This window comes from Spirochaeta thermophila DSM 6578, assembly GCF_000184345.1.
GTDB classification, from domain to species: domain Bacteria; phylum Spirochaetota; class Spirochaetia; order Winmispirales; family Winmispiraceae; genus Winmispira; species Winmispira thermophila.
In genome coordinates, this window is the sequence record NC_017583.1 from 1,228,517 (window position 1) to 1,244,179 (window position 15,663).

General features: G+C 56.1%; 13 protein-coding genes and 1 other RNA gene. All 14 read left to right on the forward strand.

The window, feature by feature from the left end; genetic code table 11:
* The first annotated feature begins 22 nt into the window (after positions 1–22).
* The gene (locus SPITH_RS05600; protein WP_014624723.1) at positions 23–343 is read left to right on the forward strand and encodes a hypothetical protein; all 321 of its coding nucleotides are present in this window, start codon (positions 23–25) and stop codon (positions 341–343) included.
* Positions 340–1,152 carry a type I methionyl aminopeptidase gene (gene map / locus SPITH_RS05605; protein ID WP_245523468.1) on the forward strand — a complete coding sequence of 271 codons (813 nt, stop codon included), beginning with the start codon at positions 340–342 and terminating at the stop codon, positions 1,150–1,152. Before SPITH_RS05600 ends, map begins: the two co-directional genes overlap by 4 nt.
* A 55-nt stretch (positions 1,153–1,207) precedes the next feature.
* Positions 1,208–1,645: a YkgJ family cysteine cluster protein gene (locus SPITH_RS05610; protein ID WP_014624725.1), complete on the forward strand. Its 438-nt coding sequence runs from the start codon at positions 1,208–1,210 to the stop codon at positions 1,643–1,645.
* A gap of 4 nt (positions 1,646–1,649) precedes the next feature.
* Entirely contained in the window at positions 1,650–2,594 is a 945-nt protein-coding gene (locus SPITH_RS05615; RefSeq protein WP_013313863.1) for an MBL fold metallo-hydrolase, read from the forward strand.
* Positions 2,578–2,769, forward strand: coding sequence for a hypothetical protein (locus SPITH_RS05620; protein WP_013313864.1), 192 nt, complete (start codon positions 2,578–2,580; stop codon positions 2,767–2,769). The genes SPITH_RS05615 and SPITH_RS05620 overlap by 17 nt, the downstream gene beginning before the upstream one ends.
* Positions 2,766–6,779 carry a FlgD immunoglobulin-like domain containing protein gene (locus tag SPITH_RS05625; protein WP_014624726.1) on the forward strand — a complete coding sequence of 1,338 codons (4,014 nt, stop codon included), beginning with the start codon at positions 2,766–2,768 and terminating at the stop codon, positions 6,777–6,779. Before SPITH_RS05620 ends, SPITH_RS05625 begins: the two co-directional genes overlap by 4 nt.
* A 36-nt stretch (positions 6,780–6,815) precedes the next feature.
* Positions 6,816–7,859, forward strand: a complete 1,044-nt coding sequence (gene mltG, locus SPITH_RS05630) for an endolytic transglycosylase MltG (protein ID WP_014624727.1) — start codon at positions 6,816–6,818, stop codon at positions 7,857–7,859.
* Positions 7,860–7,876: 17 nt separating this feature from the next.
* Complete coding sequence (gene dnaG / locus SPITH_RS05635; RefSeq protein WP_014624728.1) at positions 7,877–9,673, forward strand: DNA primase; 1,797 nt, start codon at positions 7,877–7,879, stop codon at positions 9,671–9,673.
* 16 nt (positions 9,674–9,689) lie between these two features.
* A complete protein-coding gene (gene rpoD / locus SPITH_RS05640) occupies positions 9,690–11,396 on the forward strand; it encodes an RNA polymerase sigma factor RpoD (RefSeq protein ID WP_014624729.1) in 1,707 nt (568 codons plus the stop codon).
* 99 nt (positions 11,397–11,495) lie between these two features.
* Positions 11,496–12,473 carry a zinc ribbon domain-containing protein gene (locus SPITH_RS05645; protein WP_245523470.1) on the forward strand — a complete coding sequence of 326 codons (978 nt, stop codon included), beginning with the start codon at positions 11,496–11,498 and terminating at the stop codon, positions 12,471–12,473.
* 15 nt (positions 12,474–12,488) lie between these two features.
* An RNA gene (gene rnpB, locus SPITH_RS11865) (RNase P RNA component class A) lies at positions 12,489–12,832 on the forward strand.
* Between the two features lie 44 nt (positions 12,833–12,876).
* A complete protein-coding gene (locus SPITH_RS05650; RefSeq protein ID WP_014624731.1) occupies positions 12,877–13,791 on the forward strand; it encodes a tetratricopeptide repeat protein in 915 nt (304 codons plus the stop codon).
* A gap of 15 nt (positions 13,792–13,806) precedes the next feature.
* Positions 13,807–14,838, forward strand: coding sequence for a rod shape-determining protein (locus tag SPITH_RS05655; RefSeq protein ID WP_014624732.1), 1,032 nt, complete (start codon positions 13,807–13,809; stop codon positions 14,836–14,838).
* Positions 14,835–15,662 carry a rod shape-determining protein MreC gene (gene mreC, locus SPITH_RS05660; RefSeq protein ID WP_014624733.1) on the forward strand — a complete coding sequence of 276 codons (828 nt, stop codon included), beginning with the start codon at positions 14,835–14,837 and terminating at the stop codon, positions 15,660–15,662. The genes SPITH_RS05655 and mreC overlap by 4 nt, the downstream gene beginning before the upstream one ends.
* Position 15,663: the final 1 nt, after the last annotated feature.

Below are 15,663 nucleotides of genomic sequence, written 5' to 3' on the forward strand. Positions count from 1 at the left end.
AGGCGCCGATAATGCAAGAGATATGAAGATACGCCGACTGTTCGAACAGAGTCTTCTGCTGCTTCTCCTCCTCGATCTCGTGCTTCTGTTCTATACGGGGATCTTTTTCCTCTCAGGGGGAATCCAGGGGCTCGCGGAGGAGACACAGAACTTGCTTCTCGCACTCATGCAGGTGCTTTTCGGCGGGGTGGTTGCGGCGAGTCTTCTCCTGCTCGTCTTCTCTTTTCATCCCAGGGCCCACCACTCGATCGGCCTGCGTGTGTGGGCCTTCCTTGGCTTCACTCTGGGGCTCGTGATGCTGGGAGGGCTCTTCCTCCTCGATCTCCTTTTCAGAGGAGTATGAGGAAGATGCGGCATCTCTCGTATGGCCCGCTCAAGACCCCGGTGGAGGTCACCTGTATACGTAGGTCCTGCCGTTTCATCGAGGTCCTTTTCAGGCATATCAAGCCGATGGTGCGTCCCGGTGTGAACATGAAAGAGCTCTTGCGTATCTGCGAGTTGGCCATGGCGAGGAAGAAGGTGCGCCCGTCGTTGGAACTCGATGCGGGATTCCCCTATCCCGTCTCATTTTGCCTCAATGATGTGGCGGCCCACGGCATGCCTGCAGATTATGTACTTCGTGATAACGATCTGCTCACGATCGACATCACGGTGGCCCTGGAGGGGTGGCATGGTGACGGGGCCTGGACATACCTATCGGGGAAGGTGGACGAGGAGGGGAGGGCCCTCGTCCGTGCCGCCTGGAGGTGTACCATGGCGGGGATCCGTGCTGCGGTGGCTGGCGGCTTCGTCCGTGACATAGGGGCGACGATAGAGGAGGAGGCGTCCAGGGTGGGGTGTTCGGTGATCCCCGATTTCGCGGGCCACGGTATAGGAAGGGCCTACCACGAAGAGCCTCTCATCTATCATCACGGTATCCCCGGTACCGGCCTCAAAATCGTGCCTGGGATGGTCTTCACCATAGAGCCCATTGTAACCTTTGGACGCCCGGAGGTGTTTAAAGACGGAACAGGCGGTTTCCGCATGCGGGATGGATCCAAAACGGCGCAGTTCGAACACACCGTGGCGGTCTTTCCTCATCATACCGAGATCCTCACCCTGGGGAGGCGCCAGTATGGGGATGATCTCCTGAGGGAGGATCTCTTCCTCTAGGCTGTCCATGGGGTGATACTTTCCCATTCTTCGATTCCGTAGTAGGGTAGTACGCATGGAGACGGAGTTCTACAGAAACGGCCTGAGATTCTCCTGTGTTCGTTGTTCGAGATGCTGTCGACATGAGCCTGGATATGTCTTCCTCTCGATGGATGATCTCAAGGAGATCGCGCGTTTCCTGGGTCTCGATATTTCGGAAACGGTGGATCGATACTGCAGGGATGTCCACATAAATGGGTTCAGACGGCTTTCCCTCAAGGAGAAACCCAATTTCGACTGCATCTTCTGGGAGAATGGAGGATGCAGCATCTACCGGGCACGCCCCATCCAGTGTCGAACCTACCCCTTTTGGGAAGAATACCTCGGAGATGAGGAGACGTGGAGATCGCTCGAGCTCTCCTGCCCGGGGGTGAACAAAGGAAGGCTGTACACCTTCGAGGAAATAGAGGAGCTGAGAAGAATACGCCGTGAGCACCCTCCGATCGTCCTGTGATTTCATGGTGAGATGCTGGGGGGTGAGGGGATCTCTTCCCACCCCTCTCGCCCCTGAAACCGTCAGGGAGAAGATAGCCGCCGTGATCTCTCGTGCCTCCTCCGAAGACATGCGCTCGATGGAGGCGAAGGAACGTTTCCTCGCCTCCCTTCCTCAGTGGCTTTTCGGTACATGGGGGGGGAATACCGCATGTGTGGAGGTGAGATCCGGTGCCGATATCCTCCTCTTCGATGCCGGTTCGGGGATCCGGGATTTCGCCACCGAGATCATGAGGAGGCCCCGGAAGCAGCGGGAGTATCATCTGTTCTTTTCTCATTTCCACTGGGATCACATCATCGGTCTCCCGTTCTTCACCCCTCTCTACGATCCCGGGGTGCGGGTGTGTCTCTATTCTCCTGTACGTCGTTTCCGGGAGTATCTGGAGGTTCTCATGAGCCCGCCATTCTTCCCGGTGACCATGGAGGCGATGAGGGCGGACAAGGAGTTCATCGTGCTGGAGGAGGACGTGCCGTATCGGGTGGGTCGCGGGTTCGTGACCCCCATTCCCATGACGCATCCCGGAGGCAGCTATGCCTACAGGATCGAGAAAGGGGGAAAGGCGGTACTCTACGCCACGGATGTGGAACTGGCGGATGAGGACTTCCTCCCGACCCCGGAGAACCGGAGGAGATTCTCCGGGGTGGATCTCCTCATCATCGACAGTCAGTATACCCTTGGTGAGGCGATAGAGAAGATCAACTGGGGGCATTCCTCGTTCACCCTTGTGGTGGATTTTGCGGTTCGTTGGAAGATCCCGCGCGTACTCCTCTTCCATCATGAGCCCCTCTACGACGACAAGTTCCTCTTCCACAACTGTGAAGCCGCCAGGGAGTATGCGGCCCATCAGGGGGGCGATCTGGATATTCGGCTTGCCCAGGAGGGGGAAATCCATTATGTTTCTGTTGAATGATAAAGAACGTCTCGCACTGTATATTTTATTGAGGAGACATGAAGAGGAACTGGATCCCGTGCTCTCCCGTGTGAAGCACAGGATGGAGAAGTGGCTCTTCGAGCGGTTATCCATCGAAGAGATGAGCGATGTCGAAAGAGTCTACCTTGCACTGAAAGAGGGGGAACAATTATGAAACAGTATGTCAGGACCGTCACGCTCCTCATCCTCTGCAGCGGTCTTGCGCTGGTGGGCCAATATGTGCCCTCTCCTCTTGGAGAGTCGTTCTCCGTGTTCTCCTCTCCCGTCCTGGTGGGAACGGATGCGCTCCTCCTCTCGGGGGACCTCCCCTCAACCGGCATGGTGAACCCGGCCGCGGGGGCGGGAGAACAGCGCACCACCCTGGAGCTTGGCTATACCGGGGGGATCTCTTCCGAGAACGGCTATGCGCTTCATGGTTTCTCTCTGGGGATGGCCTTTCCTACACGATATGGTGTCTTCTCGCCGGCCCTCATGTACGTGGGCTCCGGTATGGATGAGATACCGGTGGGATCGACGTTCGGCGTGTCCCTCACCGCGGCAAAGGACGTGTTCGAGGATGTGTGGGTGGGGATGGGACTCAGAGTCCTCTTCGGCAATGCGGACCGTTACGACGTGGGAGCAGGGGGCGATCTCGGGGCGCTTTTCCTCCTCCAACAGGTGGGGCTCTTCAAGGATGCGAGGCTCGGAGTCACCTTGGCCGGACTCGGCAAGGGGTATTCGCCTTCTACTGATATCGCAGCGTTTCCCCCTCTCTTTACGCCGGGGATCACCTTCGACGGGCTCCTCTTCGATGGATCGATGGCTTCTCTGCGGGTGGGCGCAGGACTCTCTTTCCCCTCCTTTCAGAATGCGATTCTCAAGACCGGCTTCCGACTTGGTCTCGGCGAGGTGGTGGAGATCTACACGGGATACGTGGTGAATGCCCGGGAATGGCTCGACGAGGATGTCCCTCTTCAGCATGTGTACCCCTCGATCTCGGTGGGGGCGAGCTTCCCTGTCGAGCTCCAGCAGTCGAAGGGACTCCTGGCGGAACAGGGGTGGACGAAGAGCGAGCTCAGGCCGCGGTTCGCCCTCGCCCCGCTCAACCGGGGACTCTGGCTTTTCTCCGGAGGGGTGAACGTACCGCTCGGGGTGATCGACAGGAATCCCCCGAAGGTCGAGATCTCGTATCCTGAGAACCCCTACATCTCTCCGAACAACGACGGAGTCCAGGACGAGCTCCTCCTCCCGCTCTCCATCACGGATGAGCGTTTCGTGATGGGGTATACGCTCGTGGTCGAGGATGAACAGGGATCCGAAGTCCGCAGAATAGAGAACAAGGAAGTACGCCCCACCGAACGAGACGTGAAGACCTTTTTCAAGGAACTCGTGAGGCCCAAATCGGGCATCCCGGTTCCGGAGAGTCTGAGATGGGACGGGTTCGGCGAGAGCGGAGGGGTGGTCCCCGATGGGACGTACTTCGTGCACCTCGAGGCATGGGACGACAACGGGAACACCATCTCCACCGAGCCCTACAGAGTGGTGGTGGACGCCACGCCGCCCCGTGTGGACGTGAAGGTAGCGAGTGAGGATGCGAAGATCTTCTCCCCGAACGGCGACGGGTTCAAGGACGAGGTGGAGATCGTCCAGGAAGGCTCTGTCGAGGAACGCTGGGAAGGCCGTATCCTCACCCAGAAAGGGGAGGTGGTGCGACGCTTCGAGTGGAAGGATGCAGCCCCCCAGACCATCGTGTGGGATGGAAAGGACGACGAGGGGACCCTGTGTCCGGATGGTGTCTACTCCTATGAGATCGCTGCGAAGGACAGGGCCGGAAATGCCGTGAAGGCCACCATCACGAACCTCGTGATAAGTACCGAGCCGACTCCCGTGGCCCTCAAAGTGGACGCTGCCTATTTCTCTCCGAACGGGGACGGGGTGAAGGATGTGATCCGTTTCGAGCTCGATGTTCCTGTGAAGCGAGGTATCGTGAGGTGGTCGCTCCAGATCGTGGAGATTCCATCCAGGAACACGGTGTACAGACGGGAAGGCACCGATGTTCCTCCTGCCTCGTTTGTCTTCGATGGCAAGACCGCCGACGGAAGGGTGCTCCCCGAAGGCGAATACCAGGCCCTCCTCATGGTCGAATATCAGAACGGCAACCGCCCCGAGGCGGGAACGCCCACGTTCGTACTCGATGTCACGCCTCCCTCTGTGATGGTGGAAATCCCCGACCCCATCTTCTCTCCAAACGGTGACGGGAGAAAGGACACGCTCCCCATCATCCACAAGAATGCCACGAAGGATCCTGTCTGGGAGGCCTCGATCCATAGGGAGGATGGTGTTCTCGTGCGTACCTTCTCCTGGCAGAACGGTCTGCCCGAGCGGTTCGAGTGGGACGGTCGTACCGAGGGCACGGGTCTTGCGCTCGATGGACGTTACTACTATCTCGTTGAAGCCACCGACCAGGCCGGCAACTCCTTCACCTCCGAGCGGGTCTTTTTCACGCTCTCCACGGAGCAGACACCGGTCCTCCTCTCGGTGAACTATGACATCTTCTCTCCCAACGGCGACGGCCGACGGGACAGCCTCATCTTCTATCCTCAGATAAAGGAGACCTCCCTCCTCAGGAGCTATACGCTGAAGGTGCTCTCAGAGAAGGGGGAGGTGGTTCGGAGTTTCACCGGGGGAAACAGAATACCCGAACAGATCGTCTGGAACGGCAGGAATGAAAAGGGAGAGACGGTTCCCGATGGAGGGTACACTGCGGAACTGACCGCTGAGTTTACCAATGGGAACATTGCATCGGCCAAGGTCTCTCGCTTCGTGGTGGACACGAAGGCGCCCGCGCTCACCTTCACGGTGGAGAATCGCATCTTCTCACCCAACGGGGACGGCAAGAAGGATGCGTGTATCTTCAGACAGAGCTCCCCTGACAGTGCGGTGTGGGTGGCCCACATCCGTGATACACAGGGGAAGATACTCAGAGAGTTCCGATGGGAGGGGACTGTCACCGACCTCCTCTGGGATGGCACCGATAGCGCGGGGAACAAGGTGAAGGACGGGACCTACACGTACCTCCTCACAGGAAGGGATGCTGCGGAGAACGAGGTGGTGCGGAAGGTGGACGAGATCGTTCTCGACACCCGACCGGTGAGGGTCTTCCTCACGGTGACCCACCCGGCCTTCTCCCCCAACGGTGACGGCAACCTGGACGTCCAGCCGATCAAGGTCTATACCTCACCCTCGGATGGGATCGAGGAGTGGACCCTGGAATTCGTGAGAGACGGAAAGGTGGAGAAGCGACTGTCCGGGAAGGAGATCGCCTCGGAGTACTCCCTCAACTGGGACGGCAGGAGCGATGCGGGTGACTACCGGGAAGGCACCTATGTGGTTCGTTATACGGTGAAATACCTCCGGGGTGATGAGATGACGGTGGAATCGTCGCCCTTCGTGCTCGATGTGCAGCCTCCGGAACTGTCGATATCCCTCTCCCCGACGCCCTTCTCCCCCGACAATGACGGTGTGGACGATGAGCTCGCCATCTCCATCCGAGCCCGTGACCTGACCGGGATTCAGACGTGGGAGATCGTGATCACGGATCCGTATGGGAATCCCTTCACCCGGTTCGGAGGGCAGGGCTCTCCCGCTCCACAGATCATCTGGGACGGCCGATCCCTCTCCGGGGAACTCGTCTCCTCGGCAGAAGACTATCCCCTCATCTTTACCGCGACCGATAGGGTCGGAAATACCGCCCGGTTCGAAACCAAGGTGAGCGTGGATGTCCTTGTGATACGGGAAGGTGACAAACTCAAGATCAAGATCTCGAGCATCCACTTCCCACCGAACAAGGCGGACCTCATCTTGGATGAGAGCGAGGAAGGTCGGAAGAACCGCGCGATCATCGAGCGGCTCGTTCAGATCTTCACCAAGTACCGGCGGTACAAGATCAGGATCGAGGGACATGCCGTGAACCTCTCCGGTACCGAGCGTGAGGAACGGGAAGAGCTCGTTCCCCTCTCCCTCGCCCGTGCCGAGGCTGTCAAGCAGGCCCTGGTGGCCATGGGGCTCGACCCGGGGAGGATTACCACCGCCGGCATGGGGGGAAGGTTCCCCATCGTACCCCATACGGACGAAAAGAACAGATGGAAGAACAGAAGGGTGGAGTTCATCCTTCTCAAGGAATAGCGTGGTGAGGCACCGAAGGGATGAAATGAGGGATGCATGAAGAGAACCGTGAGAAGTTTCCTCCGCTCGGTAGGTCTGATGCTCCTTTTCGTGATGATCCTGCTTCTCGTGGTGGGGGGAGGGGCGATATACCTCTCCCTCCCCACCACTCGGGATGATACCTCCTCTTCACTCTTCATCGTGTATCGAGGCGATACGGGCAAGAGTGTATCGACGCGCCTGGCGGATCAGGGCTACATACGCAGCGCGCTGGCGTTCGAACTCCTTCTCTATCTCACGAATACCGCCCATCGGATCAGGGCCGGGGGCTACCTTCTCTCTCCCTCCATGTCGCTCTTCCAGGTCCACGAGAAGCTGACATCTGGTGGGGAAACGTATGCACGCATCACGATCCCCGAGGGATGGACGGCCTCGCGGATAGGGAGACTTTTGGAAAGAGAGGGGTTCGGTACAGAGGAGGCGTTCCTCCGTTTCATCGAGGATCCTGGCCTCATTGCGGAGCTGGGTGTGGATGCGACCACGCTGGAGGGATACCTTTTCCCTGAAACCTATTTTTTCTCGTATGGCACCTCGCAGAGAGAGATCGTGAAGGCTCTGGTGACAACGTTCAAGAGACGTGTCACCCCGCTTTTGCCTGAAGGAGAGAGCATCTCTTCGTCCTGGTTCTATCGGCGTCTCATCCTCGCTTCGATCGTGGAACGGGAGTACAGGGACCCCGAGGAGGCCCCTCTCATCGCCTCGGTGTTCCTCAATCGTCTCGAGAGGTACATTCCTCTTGAGTCGTGCGCCACGGTGGAATACGTCCTCACGGAGGAACTTGGACAGCCGCCACGGAGCGTGCTCACCTATGACGATCTCCAGGTTGACTCCCCCTTCAATACGTACCGGCGGATGGGACTCCCTCCGCACCCCATCTCCAACCCCGGCCTTGTCGCCATCCGGGCGGCGCTCGAGCCGGCCAAGACCGACTATCTGTATTTCGTGTTGAAGGATCCGCAGAACGGCAGACATTATTTCTCCCGGTCGTTCGAAGAACACGTCGAGGCGAAGTACCTCTATCTCAAGCCCGTTTCACCCTAGGGTGATATCGAGAGACCATGGCGAGAATACCGCAAGAGATCATCGAAGAAATCCAGAGAAGGGTGGATGTGCTCTCTCTGGTGGGGGAATACACTTCTCTTCGAAGAGCCGGCAACTCCTACATGGGGCTCTGTCCCTTCCATGCGGATTCCGATCCTTCCTTTTCCGTGGATCCCGAGAAAGGACTCTTCTATTGCTTCGGATGTCACAAAGGAGGCAATATCTTTCAGTTCGTGATGGAGGTGGAGCACTGTACGTTCTACGAGGCGGTGGAGCGACTTGCGGAGAGAGCCGGTGTCTCGATCACAGCGAAGGTCACACCTGAGGAAGAGGCCTCCTTCAAGAAGGAACGGGCGCTTCAGGATCTCAATCTCCGTCTCGTGGGCCTGTTCGAACATTTTCTCCATTCGAGGGAGGAGGGGAGAGCCGCGAGGGAGTATTGTGTTTCCCGAGGGATCGACCTCTCGTGGGCACGAGATACCTTTCACCTGGGGTACGCACCACACGACCCGTACTGGCTCTATCGCTTCCTCCGCAGGAAGGGATATTCGGAGGAGCTCCTCCATGTCTCCGGGCTCTTTTCAGCCAAGAGAGAGGGGTACGCCATATTCTCTCATAGACTCATCTTCCCCATCTACGATGTGAGCGGGAAGGTCGTGGGATTCGGGGGAAGAGCGCTTCGTGAGGATCAGCAGCCCAAGTATCTGAATTCCCCGGAAACCTCTCTTTTCAAGAAGAAGAGACTCCTCTACGGGCTCCATCGGGCACTTCCGGAACTCAAAAAGACGAAGAAGGTGATCCTCGTGGAAGGGTATATCGATGTCCTCCTTCTCCACCAGCATGGTATCATGAACGTGGTCGCTCCCCTGGGAACGGCCTTTTCCCGAGAACAGGCGATTCAGTTGAAACGTTACGCCGATAGTATTATCTTTTTCTTTGATGGTGACGCTGCCGGGGAACGAGCTGCCCAGCGTGCCGGGATGATATGTGAAGCAGTGGACTTCCCATGTAGGATGGTGGTACCACCGCAGGGAGAGGATCCTGCATCCTTTCTCCAGAAAAAGGGAGCGGAAGAAGTACGGCAGATCCTTATGGAAGAGAAAGACGTGTTTCAGTGCCTCTTGGAAAGAAGAGTGAAAGAAGGTATACTGACGTCTTCCGAAACCGATATGCGTGAGTTCGTCACGTCCATGTTTTCATACATTCGTTCCGTTCAGAGCACCATGAGGCGGGAACGGCTTCTGGAGGAAATGGCAGAATCGATGGGTGTCTCGTTGGGGGCCATAAAAGAGGATTTCGACCGCTTTCAATCGTCGGAGAGGAACTCCGCTCCCTTGTCCACTACTATGGGTATGGGGAGGGATCGCAGGAGGACCACCGAGGTCTTCCTCTTCCAGGCTCTCTGCGCCCATCCGGAGTACTATACCGTGGTGAGACCTCTCATCCAGGAGGACGCCCTGGAGGATGCCTCTGCAAAGGAGCTTTTTTTTGCGCTTGAGGAATGTCTGAGGGCGGGGACCATGGATCGGCCGGATGCGGTGCTCGAACACGTGACCGACGAGAAGGCCCGGGAGCTCGCCTTGGAGGCCGTGTTCTCCGGGGAATTCGAGGTGCCTCTCGAGGCGGTGAGAGAGGCGGTGTTCAGATGGAGGGAACAGTGGCTCCACAGACGAAGAAGGGAGATAGAGCGAAAGATAGCCTTGTACGAGCGAGAGGGAGGGGATATCCAGGAACTCCTTCTTGAAAAGATGTACCTCGACAAGGAACTCGAGAAATTGAGAGGGTATGAGCGATATGGAAAAACATCAGAATAATACTCCATCCACGACCATGCACCCTTCGGTTCAGAAACTCATAGAATATGGGAAGAGGAAGGGGATCCTCACATACGACGATCTTTCCGATTTCCTCCCGGAGGAGATCTCTGATTCCGAAGAGAAGATTCAGGAGGTGCTCGCTGTTCTGGAAGAGGCGCACATCCAGGTGGTGGAGGAGGATGATTCGGAAGGAGGAGAATCGAAGGCGAAGAACCGGCGAAGGGTGGTGATCACCGAACGAGAAGGGAGTACGGATGACCCCATACGGCTCTACCTCAGGGAAATAGGACGGGAGAACCTGCTCACCGCCGAAGAAGAGGTGTCCCTGTCCAAACAGATGGAGGAAGGGGAGAATATCATCAAAGAGGTGCTCAAGCACTCAGGTGTCCTCCTCTCCCTCTTCTACCAGGTCGCTCAGAAGATCTTTTCGAAAAAGAATCCCGAGGATCTGGGACTCACGAAGGAAGAACTTACCGAATATCTAGCTGAGAAAAAGCGTCTTCAGCAGGCGTACAGGGATTTCCTCAAGAAGATCGCCGTCTCCCTCAAACAATACCATGAGGAGAAGCGACGGCTCCTGCAGCGGGGAGTAAATATCCTTGAGCACGAGGAGTTCCTGAAGACAAGGGATAACCTTCTTCTGAAAGCCGCTGAGATCCCTCTCCAGCAAGAGGAGATACAGCAACTTCAGCAGAAGTTTCTCGATACCGCGCGCAAGATAGAGGAATACCGACGGGAGCAGGAATCCATCGAACGCCGTCTCGGGGTGAAGGATGTCCGGGAACTGCGTCTGCTTGGCAGGGGGCTCGCCTCTGCCGATGAACGAAAGAGGATCGAAGAACGGCTCAATATGAGTGCTGAAGACATAAAAGAGACGATCCGCCAATTCCAACTCACTGAAAAGAAGCTCAAGGCCTTTGAGATCGAGTTTGAGGCCACCATCCCCCAGATCCTGGAGATGAGCAAAGAGATCGCGCGGGGACATCATCTGATGAAGACCGCGAAGGACAAACTCATCCAGGCGAATCTCAGGTTGGTGGTGAGTATCGCAAAGAAATATACGAACAGGGGACTTCACTTCTTCGATCTGGTCCAAGAGGGAAACATCGGACTCATCAAGGCTGTGGAGAAGTTCGAATACAGAAAAGGCTACAAATTCTCCACCTATGCGACATGGTGGATCCGTCAGGCGATCACACGTTCGATTTCCGATCAGGCGAGAACCATCAGGGTACCGGTACACATGATCGAACAGATCAACAAGGTGCAGAGGGAGGCGCGACAGCTCATGCAAGTACTCGGTCGAGAACCCACCGATGAGGAGATCGCCGACCGTCTGGGATGGCCTCTCAGCAGGGTGAAGTCGGTGAAGAACGTGGCTCGTGAGCCCATCTCCCTCGAGAGTCCCATAGGGGAAGAGGAGGATTCGAGCGTGGGGGACTTCATCGAGGACAAGACGGCGGTCAATCCTTCCCATCAGACAGCCTATGCGCTCCTCCAGCAACAGATCAAGGATGTCCTCGCAACTCTTCCTCCACGGGAACAGGAGGTGTTGAAGATGCGGTTCGGTCTGGAAGATGGTTACTCCCTCACCCTGGAAGAGGTGGGTCTGTACTTCAACGTCACCAGGGAGAGGATCAGACAGATAGAAGCGAAAGCCCTCCGGCGTCTCCGCCATCCAAAGAGGAGCCGCCGTCTCAAAGACTATCTCGAAGAATAACCTTTGTATGGAGAGGTGGACATGAACATCACGGAAATCCTGAGCACACTCCAAGAGCTACAGACAGTTCTCAGTAAAAAGTTCAAGTTGCAAAAGGAAATGAAAGAACTTCCCCATACCCTTACCGCGAAGAAAGAGATGCTGGTTCGACTCAAGGAAGATTTCCTTCAGAAGAACCAGCGGTACGAACAGGTGAAATCGAAAGTCAAGGAGCTCCGGGAACAGCTCGCCGAAGCCGAACAGAAACGGGCGGAGCTGGAGGCCCGGATGGAGTTCCTGCAAACCCAGCGGGAGTTCGAGGCGCAGGACAAAGAGATAAGGATGGCGGCGGAGAAGGAACAGCAGATCCGCAGGGATCTGCAACGCGAGGAGTCGAGGATGGAGGAGATAAAGCAGGAACTCGAGCGGGAGAGATTGCTCATCGAGGAACAGGAGAAGGAGATCTCGAAGGAAGAAGAAGCAATCCAGTCCTCCCTACAGGAGAAGATGAAAGTCCTGGAGGAACTCAAGAGAGAGGAAGAGAAGATCGGTCCCCTTCTGGATCCCGATATGGTGTTCAAATTCTCTCGAATCATCCAGAGCAAAGAGGGGGTCGGGATCGTTCCGGTGATCAAAGACGTGTGTCAAGGATGTTTCATGCTGCTTCCCCGGGAGTTCGTCAACAGGATACGTCGGGGAGAGGAGATCATCTTCTGTCCCCATTGTTCCAGGATTCTCTTTTTCCAGGAGGTTCCGGAAGAGGTGCCCCAAGTGGAAGAGGAGGAGGAGGAGTCCTTCGGTGAGCTTTCGGATCTTGTGGACGAGGATGAGCTTTTTGAAGATGATCTGATCGACGACGAGGACTCCATCGACTTTCTCGGAGAGGAGGAGGAAGAAGGAGAAACCATCGCGCCTTCGACCCTCCTCAAGCACAAGGAAGCACCCGAGGAAGAGATTGAAGAAGATCTGGACGAGGAAGATCTGGATCATCCACTCGAGGAGGAAGATATCGATATCGAGGATGAGGTGGACGAGTTGGAAGAAGAGGAGGAAGAGGAGGAGATCGACGAAGATATTGACGAATATGACGAAGACTGAGCACATTGTATAGTGCCGGCAGGTCGGGCCATCGCCTCCTGATCTCATGGAGGAGGAAAGTCCGGGCTCCATAGAGCAGGGTACCAGATAACATCTGGGCGGAGATGCGATACCATCTCCGACAGAAAGTGCCACAGAAAGGATACCGCCTGCCCCTCTGGCAGGTAAGGGTGAAATGGTGGGGTAAGAGCCCACCGGCACGCTGGTAACAGTGGGCGCAGGGCAAACCTTACCCGGAGCAAGGTCAAGCAGCGGGGGCTTGCTCGGCCGTACAACCCGCGGGTGGACCGCTCCAGCCTCAAGGCGACCAGATAAATGATGGCCTAGAACAGAACCCGGCTTACGGGCCTGCCGGCTTTTTCATTGACTTTTTTCTGCTTTTGTAATTAAATGAGCGCACCCGATGAGTGCGCTGTATGTATCTGGATCCTCTGGACGACGACGCGGGCGGAGATCGTTCTTCTTTATAGGGATAGGGGTTTTCCTCAGCCTCATCCTGGCAGGGGGGGCTTTCTTTTTCTGGAAAAATGAAGAAACGATGTCTCAATCCTTGAGGAGTCTCCTCGAGGCAGGCGATTATATCGCCCTGAAAGACGAGACCGAGGAAATCCTCGAGGAGAATCCGATAGATCAACATGCACTTCTCCTCAATGCATATGCGAACTTCATGCTTGGAATGGGTGAGATAGAGGAAGAGCAGCGTCAGGAGTTTTTTGACGCCTCGATTGTAGCCTTTCGGAAACTCCTCATCCTGAGGCCCCTCACCCCTGAAATAGCCTATATGCTCGGCAAGGCCTATTTCCATAAAGGGGAGTTCTATGCCGACCTTTCCTCATACTACCTGGATTATGCCCTTGCCAAGGGATACGAGGCTGCAGACCTTCTGGAATATCTGGGACTTTCCGCTGCACGAGAAGGGGATTATTCGAAAAGTAGTGAGTTCTTCCTTCGCGCGAAGGATCAGGGTAAGGATTCCCCACTCCTCGACCTCGCACTCGCTCGATCGCTCATAGAGCTCGGTGACTATGATCGTGCGCATGACCTGCTTTCACCTCTCGCTGAGCAATCGAACCGAGAGTATCAGGTGGAAGCACTCCTCCTCCTGGGGGAATTGCACTATCGTGCTCAGCGATACGAGGACGCGAGGGATTACCTCGAGAAGCTCGTCCAGATACAGGAAAGCGCGGAGGCCTATTTCTATCTCGGAGAGATAGCCTCGCATGCGGGAGACCAGATAAAGGCTCGATCTTTTTGGCGAAAAGCGTTACAAATAAATCCTAACCACCTCCTCTCTCTTGAGAGGTTGAGTGCTCATTAACATGGGGGTCTTTCTATGGGAATGTCCAGGCTGTTTCAGAATCTCTCTCCCGATATCGGAATCGATCTGGGAACCTGTAACACGCTGATCTATGTGCGGGGGAAGGGGATCGTCATCAACGAACCCTCCGTGGTGGCCGTGGAACGGGGAACGAAGAGACTTCTGGCGGTGGGGGAAGAGGCCAAGAGAATGCTCTGGAAGACTCCCGGAGAGATCGTGGCGATACGACCGCTCCGGGATGGGGTGATCGCGGATCTCGAGACCACCGAGAAGATGATCCGTTACTTCATAGAGAAGGTCTTTTCGAAGCGATGGCTCATCAAACCGCGGATGGTCATAGGCGTTCCTTCCTGTATCACCGAGGTGGAGAGGAAGGCGGTCGAGGAGAGTGGCTATAAAGCAGGCGCGCGTGAAGTGAAAGTCATCGAGGAGTCTCTTGCAGCCGCGATAGGCGCCGATATACCCATCTATGAACCTGCAGGCCATATGGTATGCGATATCGGGGGAGGGACTTCCGAAATATCCGTGATTTCTCTGGGTGGCATGGTGGTCACCAATGCCATACGTATAGGTGGGGATGAGTTCGATGAGGCCATCATCAAGCATATCAGAAACGTGCACAACCTCATAATCGGAGAACAGACTGCGGAGTCCCTGAAGAAGAATATCGGTAATGCCATGCCGGAAGGGAAGATAGAAAAGATGGAAATCAAGGGGACCGATGCGATCACCGGTCTCCCCCGACGCCTTGAGATCGACAGTGTTGAGGTGAGAGAGTCGCTTCAGGAACCCCTGGTGGCCATCATCGAGGAGATAAAGAAGACCCTCGGTGAGACTCCTCCTGAGCTGGCCGCAGATATCGTGGAGAGAGGGATCGTCCTCACCGGTGGGGGGGCTCTCCTCAAAGGATTCGACAAACTGGTCGCAAAGGAAACCGGGGTTCCGGTGTTCGTGGCGGAGAACCCTCTCGAATGTGTGGCGATAGGGGCTGGTCTCTATTTTGAATATGAAAAGGCCATGCAGAAGAGTAGGCTCGGGAATCCATGAAGACCGATAAGTGGCGGGATCGCCTCTTCTTCACGGGCGGACTCTACGGAGTGCTCCTGGTGTTGTTGTTGTCTTCTCTGGGAATGGGCGAGACGCTGTCCTTTGGTTTTTTTTCGTATCTATATAGATTTGGAGGGAAAATAGGGGAGACGGTAACCTCTACGCTTTCGAACATCCGCTCCAGAGACCGGTTGCTCAAGGAGAATGAGGCGTTGAGAAGGGAGCTCGACCGATATCGAGGTTTGTATATCGAATATCTCGCTTTGAAAGAAGAATATATGAAGAGCAGAGCCGTGCTTGGACTTCAGGAGGGATTGGGCTATCGCTCCGTGGCGGCAAGGGTACTGGCCGACGAGCCCTCGCTTCTCTTCAGCGGTTTCATAATCGATCGAGGCCGCTCCACAGGGATACAGAAGGGGCTTCCCGTGGTGACCCTCGAGGGTTCCAGACTGTTACTCATAGGGAAGATCGATGAGGTGGGCGGCTCTACATCCCGGGTCATACCCCTCTTTCGACGGAATTTCTATGTCGCCGCTGAACTCGTGGAGACTGGCTTACAGGGGCTCGTCCATGGGGCAGGGGAGGGGACGGTGGTGATGGAATACATTCCCAAGACGGAGAAACACAGGGTGAGTGTAGGAGAGGTGGTTGTCACTTCCCATCGCTCCACAGTGTTTCCCCCCGGTATCGAGATCGGAAGAGTGGAGAAAATCGTATCATATCCCCACGAGTCCTCTCTTCTGCTTTATCTTCGGCCTTCGATGGATCCTCATGTCCTCACCGATGTCTTTGTGCTCCTTCCTGATGATGAGGACGAGTCATGAG

Coding starts and splice junctions, on each gene's coding strand:
- SPITH_RS05600 (WP_014624723.1), top strand. CDS start 23: ATGAAGATACGCCGACTGTTCGAACAGAGTCTTCTGCTGCTTCTCCTC.
- map (WP_245523468.1), top strand. CDS start 340: ATGAGGAAGATGCGGCATCTCTCGTATGGCCCGCTCAAGACCCCGGTG.
- SPITH_RS05610 (WP_014624725.1), top strand. CDS start 1,208: ATGGAGACGGAGTTCTACAGAAACGGCCTGAGATTCTCCTGTGTTCGT.
- SPITH_RS05615 (WP_013313863.1), top strand. CDS start 1,650: ATGGTGAGATGCTGGGGGGTGAGGGGATCTCTTCCCACCCCTCTCGCC.
- SPITH_RS05620 (WP_013313864.1), top strand. CDS start 2,578: ATGTTTCTGTTGAATGATAAAGAACGTCTCGCACTGTATATTTTATTG.
- SPITH_RS05625 (WP_014624726.1), top strand. CDS start 2,766: ATGAAACAGTATGTCAGGACCGTCACGCTCCTCATCCTCTGCAGCGGT.
- mltG (WP_014624727.1), top strand. CDS start 6,816: ATGAAGAGAACCGTGAGAAGTTTCCTCCGCTCGGTAGGTCTGATGCTC.
- dnaG (WP_014624728.1), top strand. CDS start 7,877: ATGGCGAGAATACCGCAAGAGATCATCGAAGAAATCCAGAGAAGGGTG.
- rpoD (WP_014624729.1), top strand. CDS start 9,690: ATGCACCCTTCGGTTCAGAAACTCATAGAATATGGGAAGAGGAAGGGG.
- SPITH_RS05645 (WP_245523470.1), top strand. CDS start 11,496: ATGAAAGAACTTCCCCATACCCTTACCGCGAAGAAAGAGATGCTGGTT.
- SPITH_RS05650 (WP_014624731.1), top strand. CDS start 12,877: ATGAGTGCGCTGTATGTATCTGGATCCTCTGGACGACGACGCGGGCGG.
- SPITH_RS05655 (WP_014624732.1), top strand. CDS start 13,807: ATGGGAATGTCCAGGCTGTTTCAGAATCTCTCTCCCGATATCGGAATC.
- mreC (WP_014624733.1), top strand. CDS start 14,835: ATGAAGACCGATAAGTGGCGGGATCGCCTCTTCTTCACGGGCGGACTC.